Here is a 20,401-nt window from a genome sequence, read left to right as displayed (position 1 = left end):
TTACATCCGGTTAATCTTTCAAAACCAACGTATTTCCGGTATCAACCACTTCGTAAATTTTGGCACGCTCTTCGCCCGAAGGTGAATTGGGGCTATGGAACGTCAGCATAAGCCGCCCATCAAATGTCTTGAATAACATACCATGTCCGCCATTCTGATCAAAAAGCAACTTTTCTTGTTGTATCCACGGTCCTGTCAGTTTTCCGGTGGTAGACTCCGCAATACCGATCGCGTAACTTCCCGCTTTGAAGCTGGACCAGATCATCAAGAGCTTACCCGTCCGGGTCCGATAGAGAAAACAACCATCTGTAACGTAGGTGAGCGTACCGTCCGCGTGACGGCTTCCGGTAGACCAGGGAGCACTTGACGCATGGAAAAGTGTCAATGAAGGCCCCACTGTTTTTGAAAGGTCCCGCTCCAGTTGCACCAACTCTAGGGTACCATCTTCTATCTGCACCCATTCGTGGCAGTAAATCAGATAAGGAATCCCATTTTCAACCCACAGCGTTCCGTCCAATGCCATGCGGTCCATCGGCGTATGCGGCAACTTTTCCTCAAACGGCAGAAACGGTCCCATGGGATTATCTGCATAAAACAGCTGCGTCCCCCTGAAGGTGTATTTTGGAAAACCTTCCCGTTGCAGTTTCCATTCAATATCGGAATTAAGCGTAGCAAACAAGTAATATTTTCCTTGATAGGAATGCACTTCGGGCGCCCATACCGCACCCTTGATCCAGTTGTCCGGCGGCGTCGTGTATACCACATAAGGGCCTTCCCAATATTCCAGGTCCGTACTCCGGTAGGCAACCACTCCGCTTGCATCCGCACCTTGTTTATTCTTGACCGGTGCTGATTTATAAAGGATATAGGACTGACTTTGTTGATCCGCTAAGATATACGGATCACGTATAGATAGATCCTTTATGTGTATTTTTGAAACCTGCTCCTGCGCGCTTGCATACAGCCCGCCCAACAGGTAGGAAACCATGAAAATAACCAACGGAATAAACTGTCTTTTCTTCTGCATGGCTCAAAAATAGCAACAATTCACAAATCGTTTACCTTAGACAACCGGTTTCTGCTCGCTACGGCCCAGCGCCCAACATAGGTACCTTGTTCGATTACCATGAGGTAGTTGTATAGCGCCACGGTGGGGCAAATATGATAGGGCAATCCATACAGCACATCGCCCACTTTCCACGAATGTCCCGACGGTGCTTCCAATACCAGATGTTCCTCACTTTGGCTAATGGGTTTCAGATCGGGGGCATTCAGGAAATACACCCTCCGCTCCAATGGATTTTCAGCCGCGACGGCCTTGTGCCCCAGGTCCACACACAGCCGGTTCACATCGGGCATAGACACGATACGCGTCAACAATACCGCTGCAGGAAGAAACGGCTGGTCCGGTAGGCCGTCGGCATATCCTTTATCCCATAGCACAAACGTACCCGGACTGCATTCCACATCGGGGTACGCCGCATAAACCGGAAATGACGGCGAGCCTCCGATAACCACGCGTGGCTTTGGGAACCCGGCCTGCTGTACCTGTTGCATGAGCTGGTCCACTGCTTCAAAATTCCGCGCACAGATCACCTTCCGCTTTTCAATATCCCGTTCGTGTACGTGGCCATCGTACGCATGGAAGCCTTGAATAGCCAGTCCTTCCAATTGCCCGCATTGTCGATACAAGGCAAGCGCCTCCGCTCCGGGTTTGATACCGGTACGGCCCATTCCGATATTCAGGTCCACATAAACGTCAACAAGCGTTCCTTCCTGTACGGCGGCCGCTGACAATGCATCCGCAGCTTCCGGATGGTCTACAATAGCCGAAAATTTGGTTTTTGGGAATTTTTGCTTCAACGACAGAAAAAGGGATAGCTTCGGACCATACAATGGATATGCCAATAGTACATCCGGGGTTCCGCACTCGCCTAGCATTTCTGCTTCAGCCAGGGTGGCACACTTGAACTTGGTAATCCCTGCGTCGAGTTGAAGCTGGAGAATCTCCTTGGTCTTATGGGTCTTTACATGCGGCCGTAAACGTTTTGGATCATCAATCATGCTTTTCAGGAGCGCGATGTTCTGTTTAATACGTTCCGGAAACACCAACAAGGCCGGCGAATCGACATCCGACTCCTTGCGAATCCTGTACCAAGTATCGATGGGTTGCATAGGATAACGTTTTTGTCAAAGACTATTGATTTGTGCCACCAGGGTATTCCTAAGGATATCTTCGGCATTTTCGGCCAAATGACTTGAACGGCAGCGCCAGCATTCGTAGCCACCCTGTTTCAATTCATGTGCCGGGGGCACATAGCCTACATAATCATTGGCTAAACAAATTGTAAAATACTTTTTGTCGGGTCGCCCAACTTTGATACGCAAACCTGTTTCAGCGAAAAACTCACCCGGAAGTGCACCGATCAGGCCCGAACCGATTCGGAATGCCTGTACCGGTACCTGCTTTTCATCCGGATATTCGGCTAGTAATACCTGCTCCCGTGCATACACCTGCTGATATCCCTTCCGGTCAAAATGGATGTTTTCGTAGTCGGTTTGTTCTACTAGTTCTTTGGCACGCTCCAATTCCGTCGGCGTCGGTTTGCGCAGGCCCACCGTTATTTCGGCGTAGCGGCTGTCCAATACGGGTTGGGCTTCCCAAACGACATCGTTTAGGGATTCCACCACGCCGGCGGCAAGCGCCCTGCCGATCAACCGGCTTTTCTCATGATTCCCCGACGGATAGCGGTCGGGATCGAGGAAATCCCAGATATTTACTTCGCCGCTGGTTCCGTTGCTCATCATGCCCACGAATGCAGAACCCGCACCCAAGGATTCAGCCAGTGCTTTGGCGAAGCATCCGAAATAATCCGCGCTGATCGTACCCCGCTCGCAATCGCCCACGTAGTGCAGGGAATAATTGGCAAGTAAACCGATCCATTGATCGTCTATACCCTTCACCGCCAAATACCGCAATTCCGTATCCGGTTTAGACGTACGTTCGACAATATCACGCTCGTCGCCGAAGGGATTGGTTTTCACCGCATCTACTCCACCGCTCACCGGATTAAACGGCTGGTAGCCGGATTTCATGCGGTAACGCCGGCATACCATATGCCTGGGCTCGTCAAACCAACCATAGGCAACTTTTGCAGGCATCAGGCTCCGTTGCGCCATCACGGCCGCCTCGACAAGCAAGGCAGGTAATTTCTTTCGGTATCCCCAGTCTACATGTCCCATCAGTAAGTCGGCAACGGAACCGGCCGAATGCGTATGCGTACTGGAAATCAACTGATTTTCTAACGGGATGCCGGTCTCTTCTGCAATGATATGCTTCACCTCATCGAGAAAATCCCGTTGCATGACACAGATATCCACGATCAGGAAAAGTAAGGTGGTCCCATCATCCTGCATGACCATCGCCTTGGCATAAAGCGGATCGGCAATATGGTTCGCATAGCGGCTCGTAAATTCACCATTGATTACGGTCCCCAACGGTGGTGTGATATCCACCCGTGCAGTCCCGGCTTTAAAGGAATGTTGTTGCATAGTACTACTTATTTCTTCCACGCGTTCCGCAGAAACCGCAGCCAATTGCCGTGAAAAATATGATCAATGTCCGACTCGCTGTATCCACGCCGCTGCAAAATAGCTTCAAATTTCTGCAAATCTGCAATGGAATTCAGATCCCATGGACTTTGTTCGGTGCCAAAAATACCATCCAGGTCGCTGCCGATGCCAATGTGATGGGGATTTCCGGCCAACTGGCAGATGTGATCCCAATGATCCACCAATTGTTCCAGCCGGATATCCAGTTGCCATGGATCCGATACCGTATCGATAAACCGGATGTCCATTGCCCAGCAATCCAGCATCCCGCCGATAACCGCTCCTCTTCCGATCAGCTTTTTGATCTGTACATCAGTCAGTTGCCGTTGGTTGGGCACGAATTTCCGCACGTTATGATGACTCGCCCATATCGGCCCTTCGTATAGGTCCAGCGCTTGGTCAAACCCTTCATCCGTGAGGTGGGTGACATCCAAAATCAGATTCAACTCGCCCATTGCCTTCATCAGTTCCAACCCCTGCGGATGGATCCGACCGGCGGTCTTCGTACCATCGGCATATCGCCCGGGCCCGAAGTGCGACAGCCCCATTGCCCGTAAGCCATAGCTGTGCGCCCGATAAAGGTAGTCAATATCCACCAATGAATCGGCCCCTTCCAAGCTTAGGATATAGCCGACCGGTTTGCCTTCATCTGCCTGTTGGCCATCATTCCACAGTTCGACCTGTTTTTCCAACCCCGCTAAATCCACGATCTGCACCATTTCCCCAAGGGTCTCCATTTCCCGATACCAGCTAAGTTGCGCCTGGGTCATGGCCCACGCCTGTTGCGGGGAATTCCATGCGGTAGGTGTATAACTGGATGGACGGACACGCGCCAACTGGGTGGCAACCACGATGCCGACCTTTCCCTTGCGCAATTCCGGCAGGCAGACGGTTCCCTTTCCCCGGTCCGGCCGGTCGTGAAGGTTCAATTCACCGTTACGTATCTCATCCAATGGACGGGACAGATCCCGGTTCCATTCCATGGCGTTCATCGCCAGGTCCAGGTGAGCATCAATGATCAATCGAGTCATTCGAAAATAATTTATTTTTCAATGGCCTCATGGAACCTGAATTTTCATCGCCTTTGGTCAGGCGCTGGCATGTCAGGTTTCATGCGGATATTTTAAGATCAGTTCCCTGATTTCCTCACTAAATTTACGAACTATTTTTTCCCAATGCTCCGGATGATCGACGCCATAGTCGGGAAAGTCATCCACTACGGATGCGGGTAAAACAGTTGCCTTGGAAAGCTCCGGATTGAGGTCCTTCATTACCACACCGTACGCGTAGGTACCCATCAGATCCATGTACCTGAAATTGCCCGCAAAAGGCAGGTAATATCCGGCGTCGTTCCGACAGGCGCGGTCGATGCTCTCCATCGAAGCATAGTTATTTTCCACCAGGTAAAATGCTTCCCTGGCCCAAGCTGCCATCATCCGTGCACGCACACTGAATCCAGATTTTACAGTATAGGGATCTTTTTCCCATGCTGTTTTCGCCATTGCCTCCAGTGTACGTACGTGTTCCGGATCCGTCTCTTCATTGCAAATGATTTCCAGGAAAAAAGTCAGATCCGCAGGGTAGCACCAGTTCAACCCCAGAATCCGCTCCGGATGCCGGCCGGAAGCCTGCAACTCCTCCAAAGGGATACCTTCCATGTTAATCGCGATGATGGCGTGGTCGCTCACGCAATCCTCCAGTCGCCGGATGAGTCGTTGCTTGATATCGCTACACTCTTCCGTAACGGCAACTACCCATTCGTGCGGCAACGCAACCGGCCAATCTTCCCATAAAATCAGTTTTTTCATACGTTCCGGTATCGCTTGTGCCACCGCCCGGTAAGCCGCATCCGCATCCGATGTCAATAGCGTTGTTTCATGACCTGCGCGTAGCGCATTACCCACGACGCTGTATGCCAGCTTTCCATCGCCGACGATCAATAAGGGAGGGAGCGGTTTATTCGTTTCTTCTATCATCTGCGCCATAGGTAGTTACAAGGATTTCAATACTTCGGTGGCGACAGCAACAGCCTGTTCAATTTCTTCATCGGTATGTATCGCACTGATATACCACAATCCTCTGCCGATTACACGGATACCCCGGTCGTGTAGTCCGGCAATAAATGCATTCAATTTGGCCTTATCGTTCGAAAGCGTATCGCGGTAATCACGTATCTGTTGCAACGGTGTAAAGGAAGTATTGAACATCGGACCCATCCCCTGCACCAACAGGGATTGGCCTGTTTTGTCTGCGGCCTCTCGCAAGCCCTGCATCAACTTTCTGCCCAATCGGAACATACGGGCATACGTATCAGGGTCCTGCTCCAATACGTCGATGGTAGCCAACGCTGCGGCCACGGTCGCATTACTGGCGTTCATGGTACCGGCGTGGATAACACGGGCTGTCTCGATTTCTTCCATCCATTCCCGCTTTCCCACAATGGCGCTGATGGGATATCCACTTGCGATCGCTTTCGCAAAAATGGACAGGTCTGGCGTAACCCCGAAATATTGCTGCGCCCCTCCGAGACCCAGCCGGAATCCCGTGATCACCTCATCAAAAATCAAGGCAATACCATACGTGTCACATAGCTCACGCAGTCCCTCTAAAAATCCAGGTTGCGGGACGATGCAACCGTTATTACACATCACCGGTTCGGTGATGATTGCCGCCAGTTCACCACAATGCTCCGCCACCGTCCGGCGTACCAACTCGATATCGTTCCAGGGTAGTATCATAAATTCCTCCCGGCTGTAGGCCGATAAACCACCTGACCAGGGATAAGCCTGCGGATGTTCCCGGCTGCCCAGCGCATCTATGGAAGGTGCACTGATGCCCCACGCTACATTATCCAGCCAACCGTGGTAATGACCTTCAAATCGGAGGAATTTTGGTTTACCGGTTTTGGCCCGTGCTACACGGAAAGCGGTCTGTACCGCCTCGGAACCATCCAGGCAGAAGCGCATCAACTCAGCCGAGGGGATGAGTTGGTGGAGTTTCTCCGCAAGTTCGATTTCTTTCAGGTGTTGCCCTGCAAACAATTGCCCTTGTGTGGAATATTCCTGTATAGCAGCCAACACGGCGGGGTGGGAATGCCCCACGATCAAAGGGCCCTGACTTAAGGTAAAGTCGAGGTATTCATTTCCATCTACGTCGTAAATGCGGCTTCCTTGGCCGTGTGTATAAAAAATAGCATGCGGGTGGTTATATTTCCGGAATTCAGAAGAAACCCCACTTGCCAATACCTGTTTTGCCCGGCCCAATAACCGGGCGGATTCCTGGTAACGATTTGTCGCCATGCTTTCTTACAATATATGTTCTTTCCTTGTCAGGGGCAATTGCCGTTCGTTATACCGCGAGGCCAGTTCATAGATATCCCGGTTGAATTGCGCGAACGCTGCCTCCCATTTTTTTGCGTTTTCTTCCGTATACGTGTATAATCCGGATCGATTATGTATTCCTTTGGCTTCATTCGCCACCAGTTGTTGCATAATAGCGGGCACATCTTCCCGATTGTTGAGTTGGCTGAATAACCGTTTGAATGTATTCAGGGAATCCTCCAGCCCCATAAAACTCATGCGTCTGAAAATCCCCATCAGCGTAACCCAGGCGCCTGCATCGTAGCGGAAAGCTTTATCGGCATCCGTCAGGGTAGTATGCCCCGCTTCAACCAATGACAACGCTTCCCGGTAAACCGCATACATCAACCGATTGGTAATAAACCCCCGGATATCCTTTTTGAGCAGTGTCGGTTCTTTTCCCCACCTCAGCCCCAATGACACTATATATTCTGCAACCTGCAGATCGGTATCCTGACCACACGTTACCTCTAAAAAACGGGTCATATAGGCCGGCTCCGCCCAATGAATTCCTAAAAAACGACCTGGATTCGGCACCAACCGCTGTAATTCACTGATCGGGATGGCCGACGTATTGGAAGCGATCACAGCGCTGTTATCCACCGAATCCGCGATCTGCTCATAAACCCTTCTTTTTATTTCCTGATTTTCTACCACACATTCCAGCACCACCCGGCAATCCGCCAATTGCTGATAATCTTCCACCAGCTTCAACGCGTCGACGCATGACGAGATACCTTTTGGTAAAATACCCGCCCCGTTCGCATGGCGCAGTAAATCGCCGATATGCTTGGCAGCTTTTTCTTTCTCACCCGGCACCGGTGCCAGCGCAATCACCGGATAACCGGAAGCCAATAAAGACACGACGATACTACTACCCATCAGTCCCAGTCCCACCACACCGACCTGTATGGGTTTAATTTGTCTGTTGTCCATAACCCGTTACGGCAGTTTCGCGATGCAATCAATCTCTACACGGATGCCTTCGGCCAAAACCGACTGCACCGTTGTACGTGCAGGCCGGACGCCGGTGAAATACGTTGCATATACCGCATTGAAACGGTCAAATTCGGCGATATCTTTCAGATGTACCGTAGTTTTTACCACGTCATCTAGGGAAACTCCGGCTGCCCCTAAAATGGCCTGAATATTATCAAGGGTACGTTGGGTTTCTTCTTCGATCGTACCTAATACGAATTTGGAGGTTTTGAAATCAACAGAGGCCTGGCCGCTTACAAAAAGAAAACCTCCTGCAATGACTCCATCGGAATAAGCTCCCGTTACAAAGTTTGCATCCCGGTTAGGGTGCACAATTTTTTGTTTACTCATATCCACTACGTTTTTATCGCTGGTAATTACTTGTAAACAAAGGTAGCGGAATAGCGTTGGGAGGTCTATTACATTTATGTTTATTTATAGTATTATTTTTCAACACCCGCAGCTGCCGGATCCGCGTCGTCTGATACTACAGTAAGGCCAGTTCTTTCATCCAATACATACACCTTCCAAACCACTCATCAAATGTCGGAGCGGTTAAAAAGCCATGCTCTCCGGTAGGATAAATATACAATCCCGCAGTAACCTTATTCTTGTGGAGGGCCTCATAAAAAATAAAGCTATTCGCTACCGGTACTACTACATCTGCATCCGAATGCACCAAAAAAGTGGGTGGAGTCAGTGAATCCACGTGCAATTCATTTGAAAAGACCTGGATCTGATCAAGGGGTGGCGCGGCACCCAACAGGTTATCCCGTGATCCCGTATGCCCGACACGATCCGTCATACTGATCACCGGGTTGATTAACAGCATAAAATCCGGACGCAAACTTGTATTCCGCACGTTCTCAATAGCAGCCTTTTCAAAATGAGTGCCAGCAGTAGCAGCCAGATGTCCGCCCGCCGAAAACCCCATGATACCGATTTTGGCTGGATTTATCCCCCAAACGCCGGCCCTTTCCCGCACCAGGCGGATGGCCTGCTGGGCATCCTGCAAAGGGCCGATGGATTTATCAACCAGGATTTCATCATCGGGCAAACGGTACCGAAGCACAAATGCAGCGACGCCAAGTTTAGTAAACTCCCGGGCAATATCCGAACCCTCCCGCTTCGTCAACAATACGTGATATCCACCGCCCGGGCAAATAATCACGGCCGTGCCATTGGCCCTTTCAGGAGGAGGTAAAAAAACGGTCAAGCTGGGCACAGAAACCTGAAAGGTCAGCGTATCCACCGCCGCATTCGGTTCGTCCCGTTCCCGGTCAGCTGTCGGTTTGGAATTGGGCACGGCCCCTTCATAAAGCGGTATACGCTGCTGTGCCGGGCAATAGGTAACCGCAAGAAGGGATAAGATAAAAAATATTGCCGATTTGAAATTGCGAGATTTTACAGATTCCATACGCCAAAGTACAAGAATTTATTCAACCAACAAACGAACACCTGCTATTCGTAGATTTCCGGGACATCAATCAACGTCCGGGTATACATTTGCAGCGACCCTTTTACATTGGGATGATGGTAAATTTTCCCCCAGTCGTAGTCCTCAAAATACATCGTCGTTTGATCCACTTCCCGACCGTCGTGGTTTAAAGATGTTGCTAAATCAAACTTACACCCATTGATTCCGTACTTTTGGCGTACCTTTTCGATCATTGCATTTACCGGAATCTGAGTGCCGCTCTCGTTGCAGGGAATGTTATTCAGGATTGGAATCGAACCCTGAGCTAGGATATATTCCACCAGCTCACTTAAGTTTTCCTCCGTATTTCCTCCATTGGTACCGATGGTGATCATGACATACTTAGCCTGGACATAAGGAAGTTCGTTTTTAATGCGCTCAAGTAATTCATGAATGGTGGTACCGCCACGGCCACTGGACATCGCTTTTCCGGATATATGTTCCATAATAAGCTGTGTCCAGGCACACGGGAAGTCCGCTGTTGGGAAGTATCCTTCCGGTTCGGTAATGGAATCTCCATAGATCAACAATGTCAAATCGGATTCTTTCGCCAACACACAGATTTGTTTGACGAATAACGCGGTTCCTTCCGCGAGTCCAAAGCAGTAGTAATCGTATTGGCGTCCTACAAAAAATCCAGTTCCTAAGGCTCCCTCGCCCACACCTCCGGCCCCGTCCATCGTAGCGGAGACTTCGGCAAAATCACCCGTAAAAAGGTCTACTATCCGCAATTTCGAAGTTTGGTAATCACGGTGCACTTCCACAATGTAGTCATGGTTAGCGTCCAAAAAGTCAGTCTCCTTTTCACTAACGGGATCCGTACCAAGGGAAATACGTTTATGACGCATATCGACGAAGGCCTTAAAATCTCCCTTGTCACTTTGGAAGACACCTACCGCATCTTCAGAAAACCGGACATGGTACCGTACCAGCCTTTCGGCCAACGCATAATAATAATTAAGTTTAACGATGCGATCTTTTCCGGCAATACGCAATCCATCCCTCGTAAATTGAGCATCCCCCCCGTCAGTTACCAATTCTGGGTAGTCCCCTGGGCCGGTAATGATCCGGTTATATAATACGGGTGTGGGTTTCTTGGCATAAAGGAATGCCGAGAAGCCCATCATCACCAAACCTAATGAGGTATATTTCAAGCGTGAGGTATCATTCATACAATACAGTTATTTACTTTGAAAAGCTACTTTTGACGATTCTAATTCAAAATGATTGACGGTACTGATGGAAAGGGTCGAGTCCGCAGCCATGGGCACCATTACTACCGTTTTCATTTCCGGTAATACCGACATGGGGATTGCATCGTCCCCGTTGGTATCAAACCACTGGTATACACCATGCTCGGGAAACCGCGCAATCAATCGGGCTCCATCGTAAATATGAAACTGCTTAATACCAGATTCGATATCGGCATCCGCTTTCCAGGTCAGTTCAACAGCCATGTTATGAAGGCGTTTTTTTGTCAATCCATAGGGCACAGGCGGAGGAGTCCGGTCAATGACCGTTCCTGTAATGACAAATTCCTTCCATTTGGCTGCAACTATGGAATCCGGCAACCATGACAATGCAGCTGGATCTCCGGGATATTTGTCGTAGGCATACGTATTCAGTGACAAGGTATCGGCCAGCCATCCCTTGGTTTTGTCCATATCTTTCATTTCCTTAAATGAACCCTGTGCCCCTGTGGGAAGACGTTTGGAAAGCACCGATTCGTAAAACGGAATAGCCATGTATCGCACAAAACTGTAATTGTGGTTTTGATACGGCGTGTAAGCGATGCTGACAAGCCCCCCTTTCTCCCTCAGTTTATGAAACGTATTTACCGCTGTTTGCCAGCAGCGTACATCAGACGCATTGGCATCTCCTGCCCCGGCATGGCGAATCATAAGGGGTATCTTCAGCGCTGCATCGGGATAGTCCCATACCGGATCAAAAGCCGGCGAATAGCAAAATGCGGCGAGTATCCGTTGGGAATAATTTTTCATCATGGCGAGTGTCCAATATCCACCGCCCGAATGCCCCCAGAGGAGCCATGGCGCGTCTTTCAATTCAGCATGGCAAGACGCATTTCCGATCATTTCTAAAGCTTCCAGCAAAGACGGTCCCGATCCGGATTCGGGATTTTTCCAAACGTTGCATCCGTTCCTGTAATATAAGTCCGGCCCCACAATTGCCAATCCCCACTTTTTAGCAAATGCCTGATAGTGTATGTCATATGCAGTTGATGCGCCTCGTCCCTCCATGCCACAGCCATGTTGGTGAATAAACACCCCACGGACCCTCTCCACACCGGCAGGGATGAATACATTGTATACCGCGTAGTTAGCCGTATCAGCGTGCTTCACAACCACACGATATATCGTGCCGCTACTTACCACCCTTTTTTCTACCTGTGATGTAGGCGGTACGGTCACCGTCCTTCCATTGGCCTCACATAGAGAAGACAATGCCATGAAAGCATAAGTGATAATAAAAAACATACGTATTCTCAATTTCTTCATTTTTCGATTTTTCCCTTGTAGTTCACTTCTTCCCAGTCTTTTATCCCGATAATGGGCAATGCAAAGGCACAGGCTTCGTTTTCCTTCGGCGTATCCAATGATTGATAAAGATTCCATATTGGCTTCTTGCCCGAAGGAGCGTCAATATCGTCTGGGAAACGCCTTAAGCCCAATCGCAATCCTCCTTCGCCCCGGAAATCCCGCCAAAAATGATACTGGAATGTTTCTATGCCATCCAGTGCTTTCATCTTTTTCCAAACGTAAGCCAAGCTGGCAGCCTGTTCGGTTAAGTCGTTAGGTGTATAAGACTTGGAATTCGGTCCTTGTTCGGAAAAATGTATCACCCTGCGTTTGCTTCCGTTGAAAAAGGTACCCGTATCTTTGGTCCATGCAGCTAATACCTCGATGTTCTTAAACGTAATCAGCGGACTCTCATAGGTGTAGTCCACTCGCTTATCGAGCCAGCTCTTGGGTTCAAACAACGATTCCGGAAATGGATGATAAGCGATTCCCCACTCAAAATCCCCTTCTTTTCGGCAAAACTCCAATAATGTTTCCAACAAGGTGGTCGCAGGGTAAAATTGAGGGTCGGATACCTGATGCCAATGGTGATCCAACGATATAAACACGTTGGCATGTGGATTATATTGCCGGGCGATGTTATAAATAACCCGCATAGACTTATGGTATACATCCATATAACGGAGTGGATGTTTTTCACCGATATTTGTCCACACCCACCCTGCATTAATTTCATTGTGAGCAATCCAATGATGTATCCTACCAAATTTTTTGTCTGCTCTTCCATATCGGCTGGCGATAAAATCAAGCATCGCTGCATAGTGTATCACACCCTCTTTCGTTGTCATATCGGGCATCGTATAGATCCCTGAGGGGTCGTAATCAGGATGAGGGAGTACCGACGCAATATGCTCATCGGGGGTAACAGCTGCGTGGTCGATTAAAATAATCGCTGAAACGATAATATTCCTTTTAGTCGCTTCCATAATCGTCGCATCCATCCGTTTCAACCAATCCGAATTGATATAAAACAGGCGACCGTTATACAAGTGGGGCACGGTGGCGCTATCCGGCTTGGATCGGAGTATTTCCCGCGACCAAAAATTGACATTTACACTGGTAATACCCAACGAATCAAGGTCTTCGATCATTTCTGGCCTAGATGCATCAAAATCTGCCAAACCCTTTCTATTTGCCGGATGCTCTTCCGCATACTGATTCACCGCGTAGATACGATCCGCATACCTCGCATTGCTTTCTGCCGAAATCTGATTTCCGACTTTCCTAACGACCATCCACCGCGAAAGAGCGCAGTCATCACCCGTCGGACTGAAACGTTCGATTTGCTGTTTAAATGTACCCCCGGATCGAAGGGGGATCAGATGCGTAATTTCTCCAAGCGCATAAGCATCCATCCACAACGGTATTTCGGCCAGGAAGAGGTGATCCTGATTGCCGGCCTTCCCACTGACCGTAACGGTGTTTTTCCCTAACGCTACGTCTGTGACCTCCGAATCAAAAGAAGCGGATAAATAGCGGTTCATGCGCATCAGCGAACGTTGCTCTGACGCCTCTTTCTGTTCCCGCTCCTGTTCTTTTTTCTTTTCTGCAACCGTAAGGGTACGCAAATGCAAATTTCGGACATGTATGACATACCCCTTTTTTTCTCCCGGCATAATCTGCAGGTAGTCTCCCCTTTTTCCCCATAAACCCCTTATCTCCGTCAGTGAAATCGAGTGGAATGACCACCCCTCCCTGATCCCGAGCTGAGTCTCCAACTCCCGCTTCTCCCCATTTTCATCCACCAATGCGATCGTAAACTTGTCCTGGTAATCGGTGGCAAAATACTCAAAACTCAGTATGGCATATTCTCCGGGAAGATCACCGGTAAATGGAAGTGTGGAGATAACCGGATGGTTGCCCGTGGTCATAAACGAAAAATAGCCGCCGGCTTCGGAATATTCGATCTCGGTCGATCGCTCCTTACAGAATTGAAGCAACCAAGGCTTCTCCTGTAAATGAAAAGCTGTCGTCCCCAACCAAATAGCCTGCAATACAGCCAATATGCCGATGCGAATATTACCGTCCATAGCTAAAGCTCAGGCGACCCAAAGGAGCGCTATCACCGGTAACATAATAATCCATGATGTCATCGTATCGGGTAACGTGATCGGCTACCTTAAATTCGATAGCACAGTTTTCTGGCGTCAGTCCTAACTGTTCCAAAGATACAGCCACCTGCATTACATTTCCGTTGATAACATAGGTTGCTTCGCCGCTCTTTACCCAATCGTACCCACCTACAGACCGTTCTATTGAGGTATGGGTTGATCCGGGTTTCCGGTTGATAATATAATGATATCCGGCAAAATCTTTCTCGCCCGTTGACCGGATCAGAATGTTCATCCAATTGAGGTCGGTTCCATTATATGGCGTAATGTCGGTGTCGGTTTTTATCCTGAAATACAGCTTCTCGTTATCGTGGGTAACGTTTATTTCCGTGATATCATTTCGGTTGCTCGTATCGGTATAGGTACCTGTTCCGGTTGCATTCGAAAAATTCCGGGGCCGGGCATCTCCTCTGAAATCGACATAGGTAGCCTGCACATTTCCCCGTGGATTACCGTCGCCATCCCCGTCATCCGAAAATTTGAACTTCCGTACATTCCGAACCAGTTGCAGGTAGAAATTGTCGTTATAGCCACCTTTCATCATTTCGATGTCACGCGAAAATTCAGGGTTGTAGACGTCTACGAAAAACACATCGCGTGCATCATTCGCATACTTAATGGCCATCCATTCGTTGAAAGAAGTGACCAGCACGTTATCAATCTTCTCTTTACTGGCGAAAACGGCGTCCCACATGGTCTCAAAATTCGCCCCGGCCGTCCAGTCTGTCTCCACTTCCTTGGTGCGGTTGTTGTAACCCCTACTGCACTCGGGATCCATGCTGCTGGCATAGATAACCGAGTGGCTATGCTGGGCTACGGGCACCGCCACTGCACCGTGGTGATTCCATTGTGGATACTGCCAGCTCATCCAGGGAATGGAATGCGCATGGTAATCGCCGTTTGGCCATTGGGATTCCCGAACGTCAAAATAGTCCTTCATGGCTGGCTTTATATATTCGGTGAACGGTTTACCCTGCTGTGCATATTTCGTTTGATCGGAAGCATTTCCGTTCTTTTCCGTAATCCCGATAATCATCGGTTTTCCGCCCGGTTTAAACCACAGCGTCTCATATATCCCCGATTTATAAAACTGATCATATAGTTTATCTACCGTAATCCCGGAATATGAATTGGTGTAAAATACAACCTTCGGAACGTTGAATCCCTGCTGCTGGAAATTCAACAACGCATCCAATACGTTTTTGGTAGAAGACTCATAAACCACATTATTGGTCGCATCGATGCAAAGGTAATCAATGGCAGCGTTGGTGAGCAATTCAATATGACGGGCTGCAATCCAGGGATCACTCATACTATAATAGCCATACAGTGGCTCACCCCAGAAGTGGAATTCATGCAGCGGGCTCTCGGGGGTACCATCCGGATTCTTCAGGGCCGATGGATTCGTGTCCAGCAATTGCTGGATATCGTATATCCCTTGCTGTCCGGAACGATGTTGCCCCAACCAAACGGAATAAAATACGCCGACGTACTTGGCATCCTCCGGCCTTTTGCGTGCGGCTTCGATACGCCTGCCCAGGGCATCCGTACCCGAAAGGCTCATCACAGAGAAGCGATTGGCTTCCGGTGGTGAATCAACGTTACCCTGAGCGTATACCCAAAAAACGGATTGCCAGGCGATAACGATATAAAGAAAACGCTTCATGATTAGTTTACTCCCCCCATTTAACGTCTGCCACAACAAAATCGTAGTCTCCGGAACCGATTTCTACCCACACCTGGCGATCGTCTTTATCCAGCAGTCTGATTTCGGGTACTTCCCCGAGGGGAACTCCGCCTTCCTTAATCGCCTTTTCCGTATTCGCCGGTAAAGAAACACGGGCCGTTGCATTCGGTGGAATGGTAATCTGCCACCGCAGCGTTTGATTCTCCTTTCGCCAGTGGCTTTTGATCATTCCGTAAATGGACCGGTACGATGCGTTAACGTACTCCAGTCCTTCCGGGAATATCGGATGCATGACAACCCCTTTAAATCCGGTCTGTCCCGGATCTGACTTTATTCCCGCCAGGTATTCGTAATACCAGATCAGCAGATCGCCCAACAGCATCTGATGATTCCAGGAATTCATCAGCGGATGCCCGGTATTGCCGTTCCAAAGCTCCCAGATGGTGGTGGCTCCGTTTTCGATCATATAGCCCCAGCTTGGATAGGTTTTTTGGGTCGCGACGGTATACGCCAGATCCGGTCTGCCATGATCGGACAACCCGCGCATATACCACATGGCCCCCATGATTCCCGTATGGATGTGATTGCCATATTCCGCTGTTTTTTCCAAAATCCGGTTAAAGACCGCATCCCGGTTTTCCGCTTCCACCATACCGAACGTCAGTGGCAGCAGGTTGGCCGTGGTGGTATTGTTGCCATAATACAGGCTATCGGAATGGAAGAACCGCTTATTGAATGCGCTTCTTACACGTTGGGCACGGGTGTCAAAATAAGCCGCATCTTCATCCATACCTTGCAGCGAAGCAAAATTCTTCATCAGCGTCAAACAATAGTAATAGTAGGAAGCGGCAACCAGCCCTCCATCGGTTGTACGTTTCGGGTCATTCGTCCAGATCACATCCGTACCCTCTTCCGGAGCCACACACCAGTCGCCGTAAACATCCTTCAGAACCAGGTCATCGGTGCTGTAGGTATCCCACATGTAATTCATCCATTTTTTCATCCCCGGATAGTGCTTCCGATAGGTAGCTTCGTCTGCAAATTGCTTACGCAGCATCTCGGGAATGATGATATACGCACTTGGATACGTTACATTGTCGTTGTGGACGATCCAATAGGCCGGCACAACATCCGGAAGACTGCCGTTTTCGTTTTGGGCGACTTGTATGTCATCCATCCATTTGGCATATAACCGTGAATTGTCGAAGATAAAGCTTTCGCCGTAGGAACTCATGATTCGGTCGCCAAGCCATGCCACCCGCTCGTCCCGCTGGGGGCAATCCGTCGGAATGCCCCGGTAGTTGCTCCGTATCGTCCAGTAAGCATTCTTGAAAATCTGATTCAGGGTTTCATTGGAAGAGGTAAAATCACCGATGGTCTGCACGTCGTCATAAACGACCTGTCCTTCAAAATCAGCTACTGTTGGCGGTGTGGACAGGCCAAACACTTCTACATATCGGAATCCATGGTAGGTAAAGATGGGATGCCACTGCTCCGTGCCTTCTCCCTTCATGACATACGTGTCGGTTGCCCGCGCATACCGCAGGTTTTCCGTATATAATGTGTCCCGGTTTTTCATCCGTTCGGCGAAAACCAGCTTTATGGTATCCCCAGCGTTTCCTTTCAGGTTGATCTTCAGCCATCCAACCATGTTTTGCCCCATATCCACCATATAAGTTCCCCTATTGGTTGCATATACTTCTTTTGGAACAAGTGTTTCCTTGATCTTTATGTTCTCATTCGGCTGTGAATAGAGAACGCCCTTCGGCGCGTCCATCAAATCAACCGCCTTCCAGGTCCGATCATCAAATCCGGGTGTATCCCATTCGGCAAATTCCAGGGTTGCATCGTATTCCTCTCCATCGTATTCATTATTGGCACGGATCGGCCCCTGGTCCGTAACCTTCCAACTCCCGTCTGAATGAATGTACTCCACACTGCCATCCCGGTATTCCACGCGGATCTGCAGCAGCAGCCGGGGGAAACCATAGGTCACCTGCCTGCTTCCCGTCATCGGATTGGGATTGCCGTGAAAATCCCGCATACCGAAAAACCGGCCGTTCCCCAGAATCACACCGATTGCGTTGGCCCCTTTTTTCAGTCGGTCGGTCACGTCATACGCATTGTAAGGAACTCTTTTGTCATAGTCCGTCAACGTAGGCGTCAAGACATCATTGCCCACCTTCTCGCCATTGATATAACATTCATACAAACCCAGTCCGCTGATATAGGCGGTAGCGGCCTGGATTTCTTTTTCAATCGTGGCCTCTTTGCGTAAATAGCGTGCAGCGAGCCGGGTATCCTGATCGTAGGGCCGATCGCCTGCACTAAACGTATCCAAGCCGATCCACTGCGCCTTCCAGTCTTCCGGATGAAGCATCGCCATTTGCCAGTGATGCACCGCACTCCACACAGAATCACCGTGATTGGTCCAAACCCTAACCTTCCAATAACAACGCTGGTAACTCTCCAGGGCAACACCTTTGTAAGCAACATGAATACTCGAATCGGTATTAATTTTTCCGCTGTCCCATAAATCCGCCTGGTTGTCCGCCAGTTTTTCCCCGGATGATGAAACCAGTACCTGGTAGGCGGTTTGTTCCGTAGCCCGGCTGGACGAACGGATCTCCCAGCTCAAAAGTGGTTGTTTTTCTTCAATACCCGGAAAATTCTCCCGCCCTTCCACCGTCAACGAGACCACCTCCAAGGAAGGCTGTTTCAAACCGCAGGAACCAACGAATAGGAATAGGATAACGATAAATTGCAATCTCATCTTGTTGTGTGTTCTTCTAAATCATACTGGTAGCTAAGCCGTCCCATAGGCATCACGCTACCTGATACGTAATAATCCATGATATCCGCGGGATGATCGACCCCGTCTGCCACCTTAAAGTAAAGCGAAGCCGTTTTCTCGTCGATCCCCAAAGCTGCCCTGGGGATTTCCATTTGCAGGGTATTCCCCTCAACGGTAAATCTTGCCGTGCCCACCGGTATTTGGCCGAAATCCGCCGCCAACCGGGCAATACGTAAGTCATTTCCCGCGGAATCCCGGCTAATCAGGAACTCATAGCCTTCCCATCCCTTGAGCGATGGCTGACCGATGCCCACAAACAGGTTCATCCAATTACCGTCACCGTTATAGGGTTTGATAGCGTCTGCCGCGCGGATCAACAGATAAATATGTTGATCGTCGTGACATACCTGAATCCGCTGTAGATTGTTCCGGGGAGCCGGCTGCGTATACCGCAGGGTCTGTGACGCACCATATGCGTCCCGCGGCGGTTGCTTTTCACCGATCATGCGGTATGCTGCCTTGGCATCATCCCATTGTTCAACACCTGCGTGAATATCGATCTCTTTCTTCCGATTTCTAACACGTTCCGCTGCACAGGCTGTTGTTTTATATTGCCTGATATTTTTAATCAGCTGGATATAAAAGGCATCCCCGTAGCCACCGGACATCGGTTCAATATCCCGCGAATACTCCCTATCCGTTGCATCGCACAGCATATACTCTCCTCCCCAGGGTTGCTTATAAGCAATCCACTCATTCCAGCCGCCCACAAAGACATGCGGTGGGTCCACATTCAATGCGTGGTTCCATTGGTGTTGGAAAAAAGTACCTTGATCGACGTTTTCGGCCACGTTCTTTTTCAAAAACGGATCCCATCCCCTTCCCCAGTTGACGGAGTCTCGGGTAAGCGAATAAGACATGGGTACACTGGGATGGCTGGCAACGGTTACATTCATCACATCGGTATGCAGCGGCTGTGGGAAAGACCATTCAATCCACGGAAAGCCGTCTGCATGAAAGGGGTCAAAAGGCCATTGCGGCCGCTTGAAAGAGAAGAAATCCTGTATATCTTCACGGTATGGAGGAGCTACATAGGCAGTGTCTCCCCGGCTCAGGGCTTCGGCATGATCGTCTTCCACCTGTTCATAGGCAATAATCAGCGGTTTGCCATTGACCCGATACCAGGTTTCCGGATACAGTTGCTGGCTGTACAGCTCTTCGTAAAGCTGCGTGGTTGTCTGCATCGACCGGGAATGCGTGTAGAACACCGTTTTAGGTGCAGGCCATCCTGCCGCCAGGTATTCGCTGATCACCGACATCAGTTTGAGGTAAACCGGTTTATAGGTGACTGCATTGGTCGCATCGAACACGATGTAATCGACCCCTGCCTGTATGAGGAGCTGTATTTGCCTGCGCATCACCCATTCGTCTTCCGAGTTATAATATCCCCAAAGTGGCTTCCCCCAGAAATGGGCCTGGCCATTCGGGCTGATGCGATCATTCTGGTGATCGAAATCAAAGAGCAGGCGCTTTCCATCGGGCAGCTTCAGGATTTCCGTTGCATCGTAGGCCCCGCTGGCATAGGGCTGCCCGATCCATAACCAGAAAAACATACCTACTTGCTTATTGGGCCGTTCTTCGCCATAAGGTTTGAAAGACCGGCCAAATTGGTCGATGCCTACGGTATTTTTCAACGTATAGAAGGTACCGGGCTCCTGTGCCCGCGATACCGGAGGCAACCATCCCGACAACAAAAGAAGAAGCAGTAACCAGACTTTCATGGCTG

Annotated in this window: 15 protein-coding genes; all 15 read right to left on the bottom strand. The window is 49.6% G+C overall.

The window, feature by feature from the left end:
* Positions 1-10: 10 nt before the first annotated feature.
* On the bottom strand, positions 11-1,027 hold the full coding sequence (locus IEX60_RS00955) for a glycoside hydrolase family 43 protein (protein ID WP_188746478.1): 1,017 nt from the start codon (positions 1,025-1,027) through the stop codon (positions 11-13).
* Between the two features lie 20 nt (positions 1,028-1,047).
* Positions 1,048-2,175 carry a D-TA family PLP-dependent enzyme gene (locus IEX60_RS00950; protein WP_188746475.1) on the bottom strand — a complete coding sequence of 376 codons (1,128 nt, stop codon included), beginning with the start codon at positions 2,173-2,175 and terminating at the stop codon, positions 1,048-1,050.
* Between the two features lie 15 nt (positions 2,176-2,190).
* Positions 2,191-3,552: a hypothetical protein gene (locus tag IEX60_RS00945; RefSeq protein WP_188746473.1), complete on the bottom strand. Its 1,362-nt coding sequence runs from the start codon at positions 3,550-3,552 to the stop codon at positions 2,191-2,193.
* Between the two features lie 8 nt (positions 3,553-3,560).
* The gene (locus tag IEX60_RS00940) at positions 3,561-4,643 is read right to left on the bottom strand and encodes a dipeptidase (protein ID WP_188746471.1); all 1,083 of its coding nucleotides are present in this window, start codon (positions 4,641-4,643) and stop codon (positions 3,561-3,563) included.
* Between the two features lie 72 nt (positions 4,644-4,715).
* Positions 4,716-5,597, bottom strand: coding sequence for a 3-hydroxyacyl-CoA dehydrogenase NAD-binding domain-containing protein (locus IEX60_RS00935; RefSeq protein WP_188746469.1), 882 nt, complete (start codon positions 5,595-5,597; stop codon positions 4,716-4,718).
* Positions 5,598-5,603: 6 nt separating this feature from the next.
* On the bottom strand, positions 5,604-6,911 hold the full coding sequence (locus IEX60_RS00930; RefSeq protein WP_188746467.1) for an aspartate aminotransferase family protein: 1,308 nt from the start codon (positions 6,909-6,911) through the stop codon (positions 5,604-5,606).
* A gap of 6 nt (positions 6,912-6,917) precedes the next feature.
* Positions 6,918-7,907, bottom strand: coding sequence for a 3-hydroxyacyl-CoA dehydrogenase family protein (locus tag IEX60_RS00925; RefSeq protein WP_188746465.1), 990 nt, complete (start codon positions 7,905-7,907; stop codon positions 6,918-6,920).
* Positions 7,908-7,913: 6 nt separating this feature from the next.
* Positions 7,914-8,300: a RidA family protein gene (locus IEX60_RS00920; RefSeq protein WP_188746463.1), complete on the bottom strand. Its 387-nt coding sequence runs from the start codon at positions 8,298-8,300 to the stop codon at positions 7,914-7,916.
* Positions 8,301-8,436: 136 nt separating this feature from the next.
* Entirely contained in the window at positions 8,437-9,366 is a 930-nt protein-coding gene (locus tag IEX60_RS00915) for an alpha/beta hydrolase (RefSeq protein ID WP_188746461.1), read from the bottom strand.
* Between the two features lie 44 nt (positions 9,367-9,410).
* Positions 9,411-10,598: an SGNH/GDSL hydrolase family protein gene (locus tag IEX60_RS00910; RefSeq protein ID WP_229717338.1), complete on the bottom strand. Its 1,188-nt coding sequence runs from the start codon at positions 10,596-10,598 to the stop codon at positions 9,411-9,413.
* 9 nt (positions 10,599-10,607) lie between these two features.
* Complete coding sequence (locus IEX60_RS00905; RefSeq protein ID WP_188746459.1) at positions 10,608-11,942, bottom strand: alpha/beta hydrolase family protein; 1,335 nt, start codon at positions 11,940-11,942, stop codon at positions 10,608-10,610.
* A complete protein-coding gene (locus IEX60_RS00900) occupies positions 11,939-14,053 on the bottom strand; it encodes a DUF5722 domain-containing protein (protein ID WP_188746457.1) in 2,115 nt (704 codons plus the stop codon). Before IEX60_RS00900 ends, IEX60_RS00905 begins: the two co-directional genes overlap by 4 nt.
* Positions 14,043-15,800, bottom strand: coding sequence for a hypothetical protein (locus IEX60_RS00895; protein ID WP_188746454.1), 1,758 nt, complete (start codon positions 15,798-15,800; stop codon positions 14,043-14,045). The genes IEX60_RS00900 and IEX60_RS00895 overlap by 11 nt, the downstream gene beginning before the upstream one ends.
* 7 nt (positions 15,801-15,807) lie before the next feature.
* The gene (locus IEX60_RS00890) at positions 15,808-18,594 is read right to left on the bottom strand and encodes a glycoside hydrolase family 78 protein (protein ID WP_188746452.1); all 2,787 of its coding nucleotides are present in this window, start codon (positions 18,592-18,594) and stop codon (positions 15,808-15,810) included.
* A complete protein-coding gene (locus tag IEX60_RS00885) occupies positions 18,591-20,396 on the bottom strand; it encodes a glycoside hydrolase family 71/99 protein (RefSeq protein ID WP_188746450.1) in 1,806 nt (601 codons plus the stop codon). The genes IEX60_RS00890 and IEX60_RS00885 overlap by 4 nt, the downstream gene beginning before the upstream one ends.
* Between the last annotated feature and the right edge of the window lie 5 nt (positions 20,397-20,401).

This window comes from Parapedobacter defluvii, assembly GCF_014642075.1.
GTDB classification, from domain to species: domain Bacteria; phylum Bacteroidota; class Bacteroidia; order Sphingobacteriales; family Sphingobacteriaceae; genus Parapedobacter; species Parapedobacter defluvii.
This window is presented reverse-complemented; position numbering and strand designations above follow the sequence as displayed.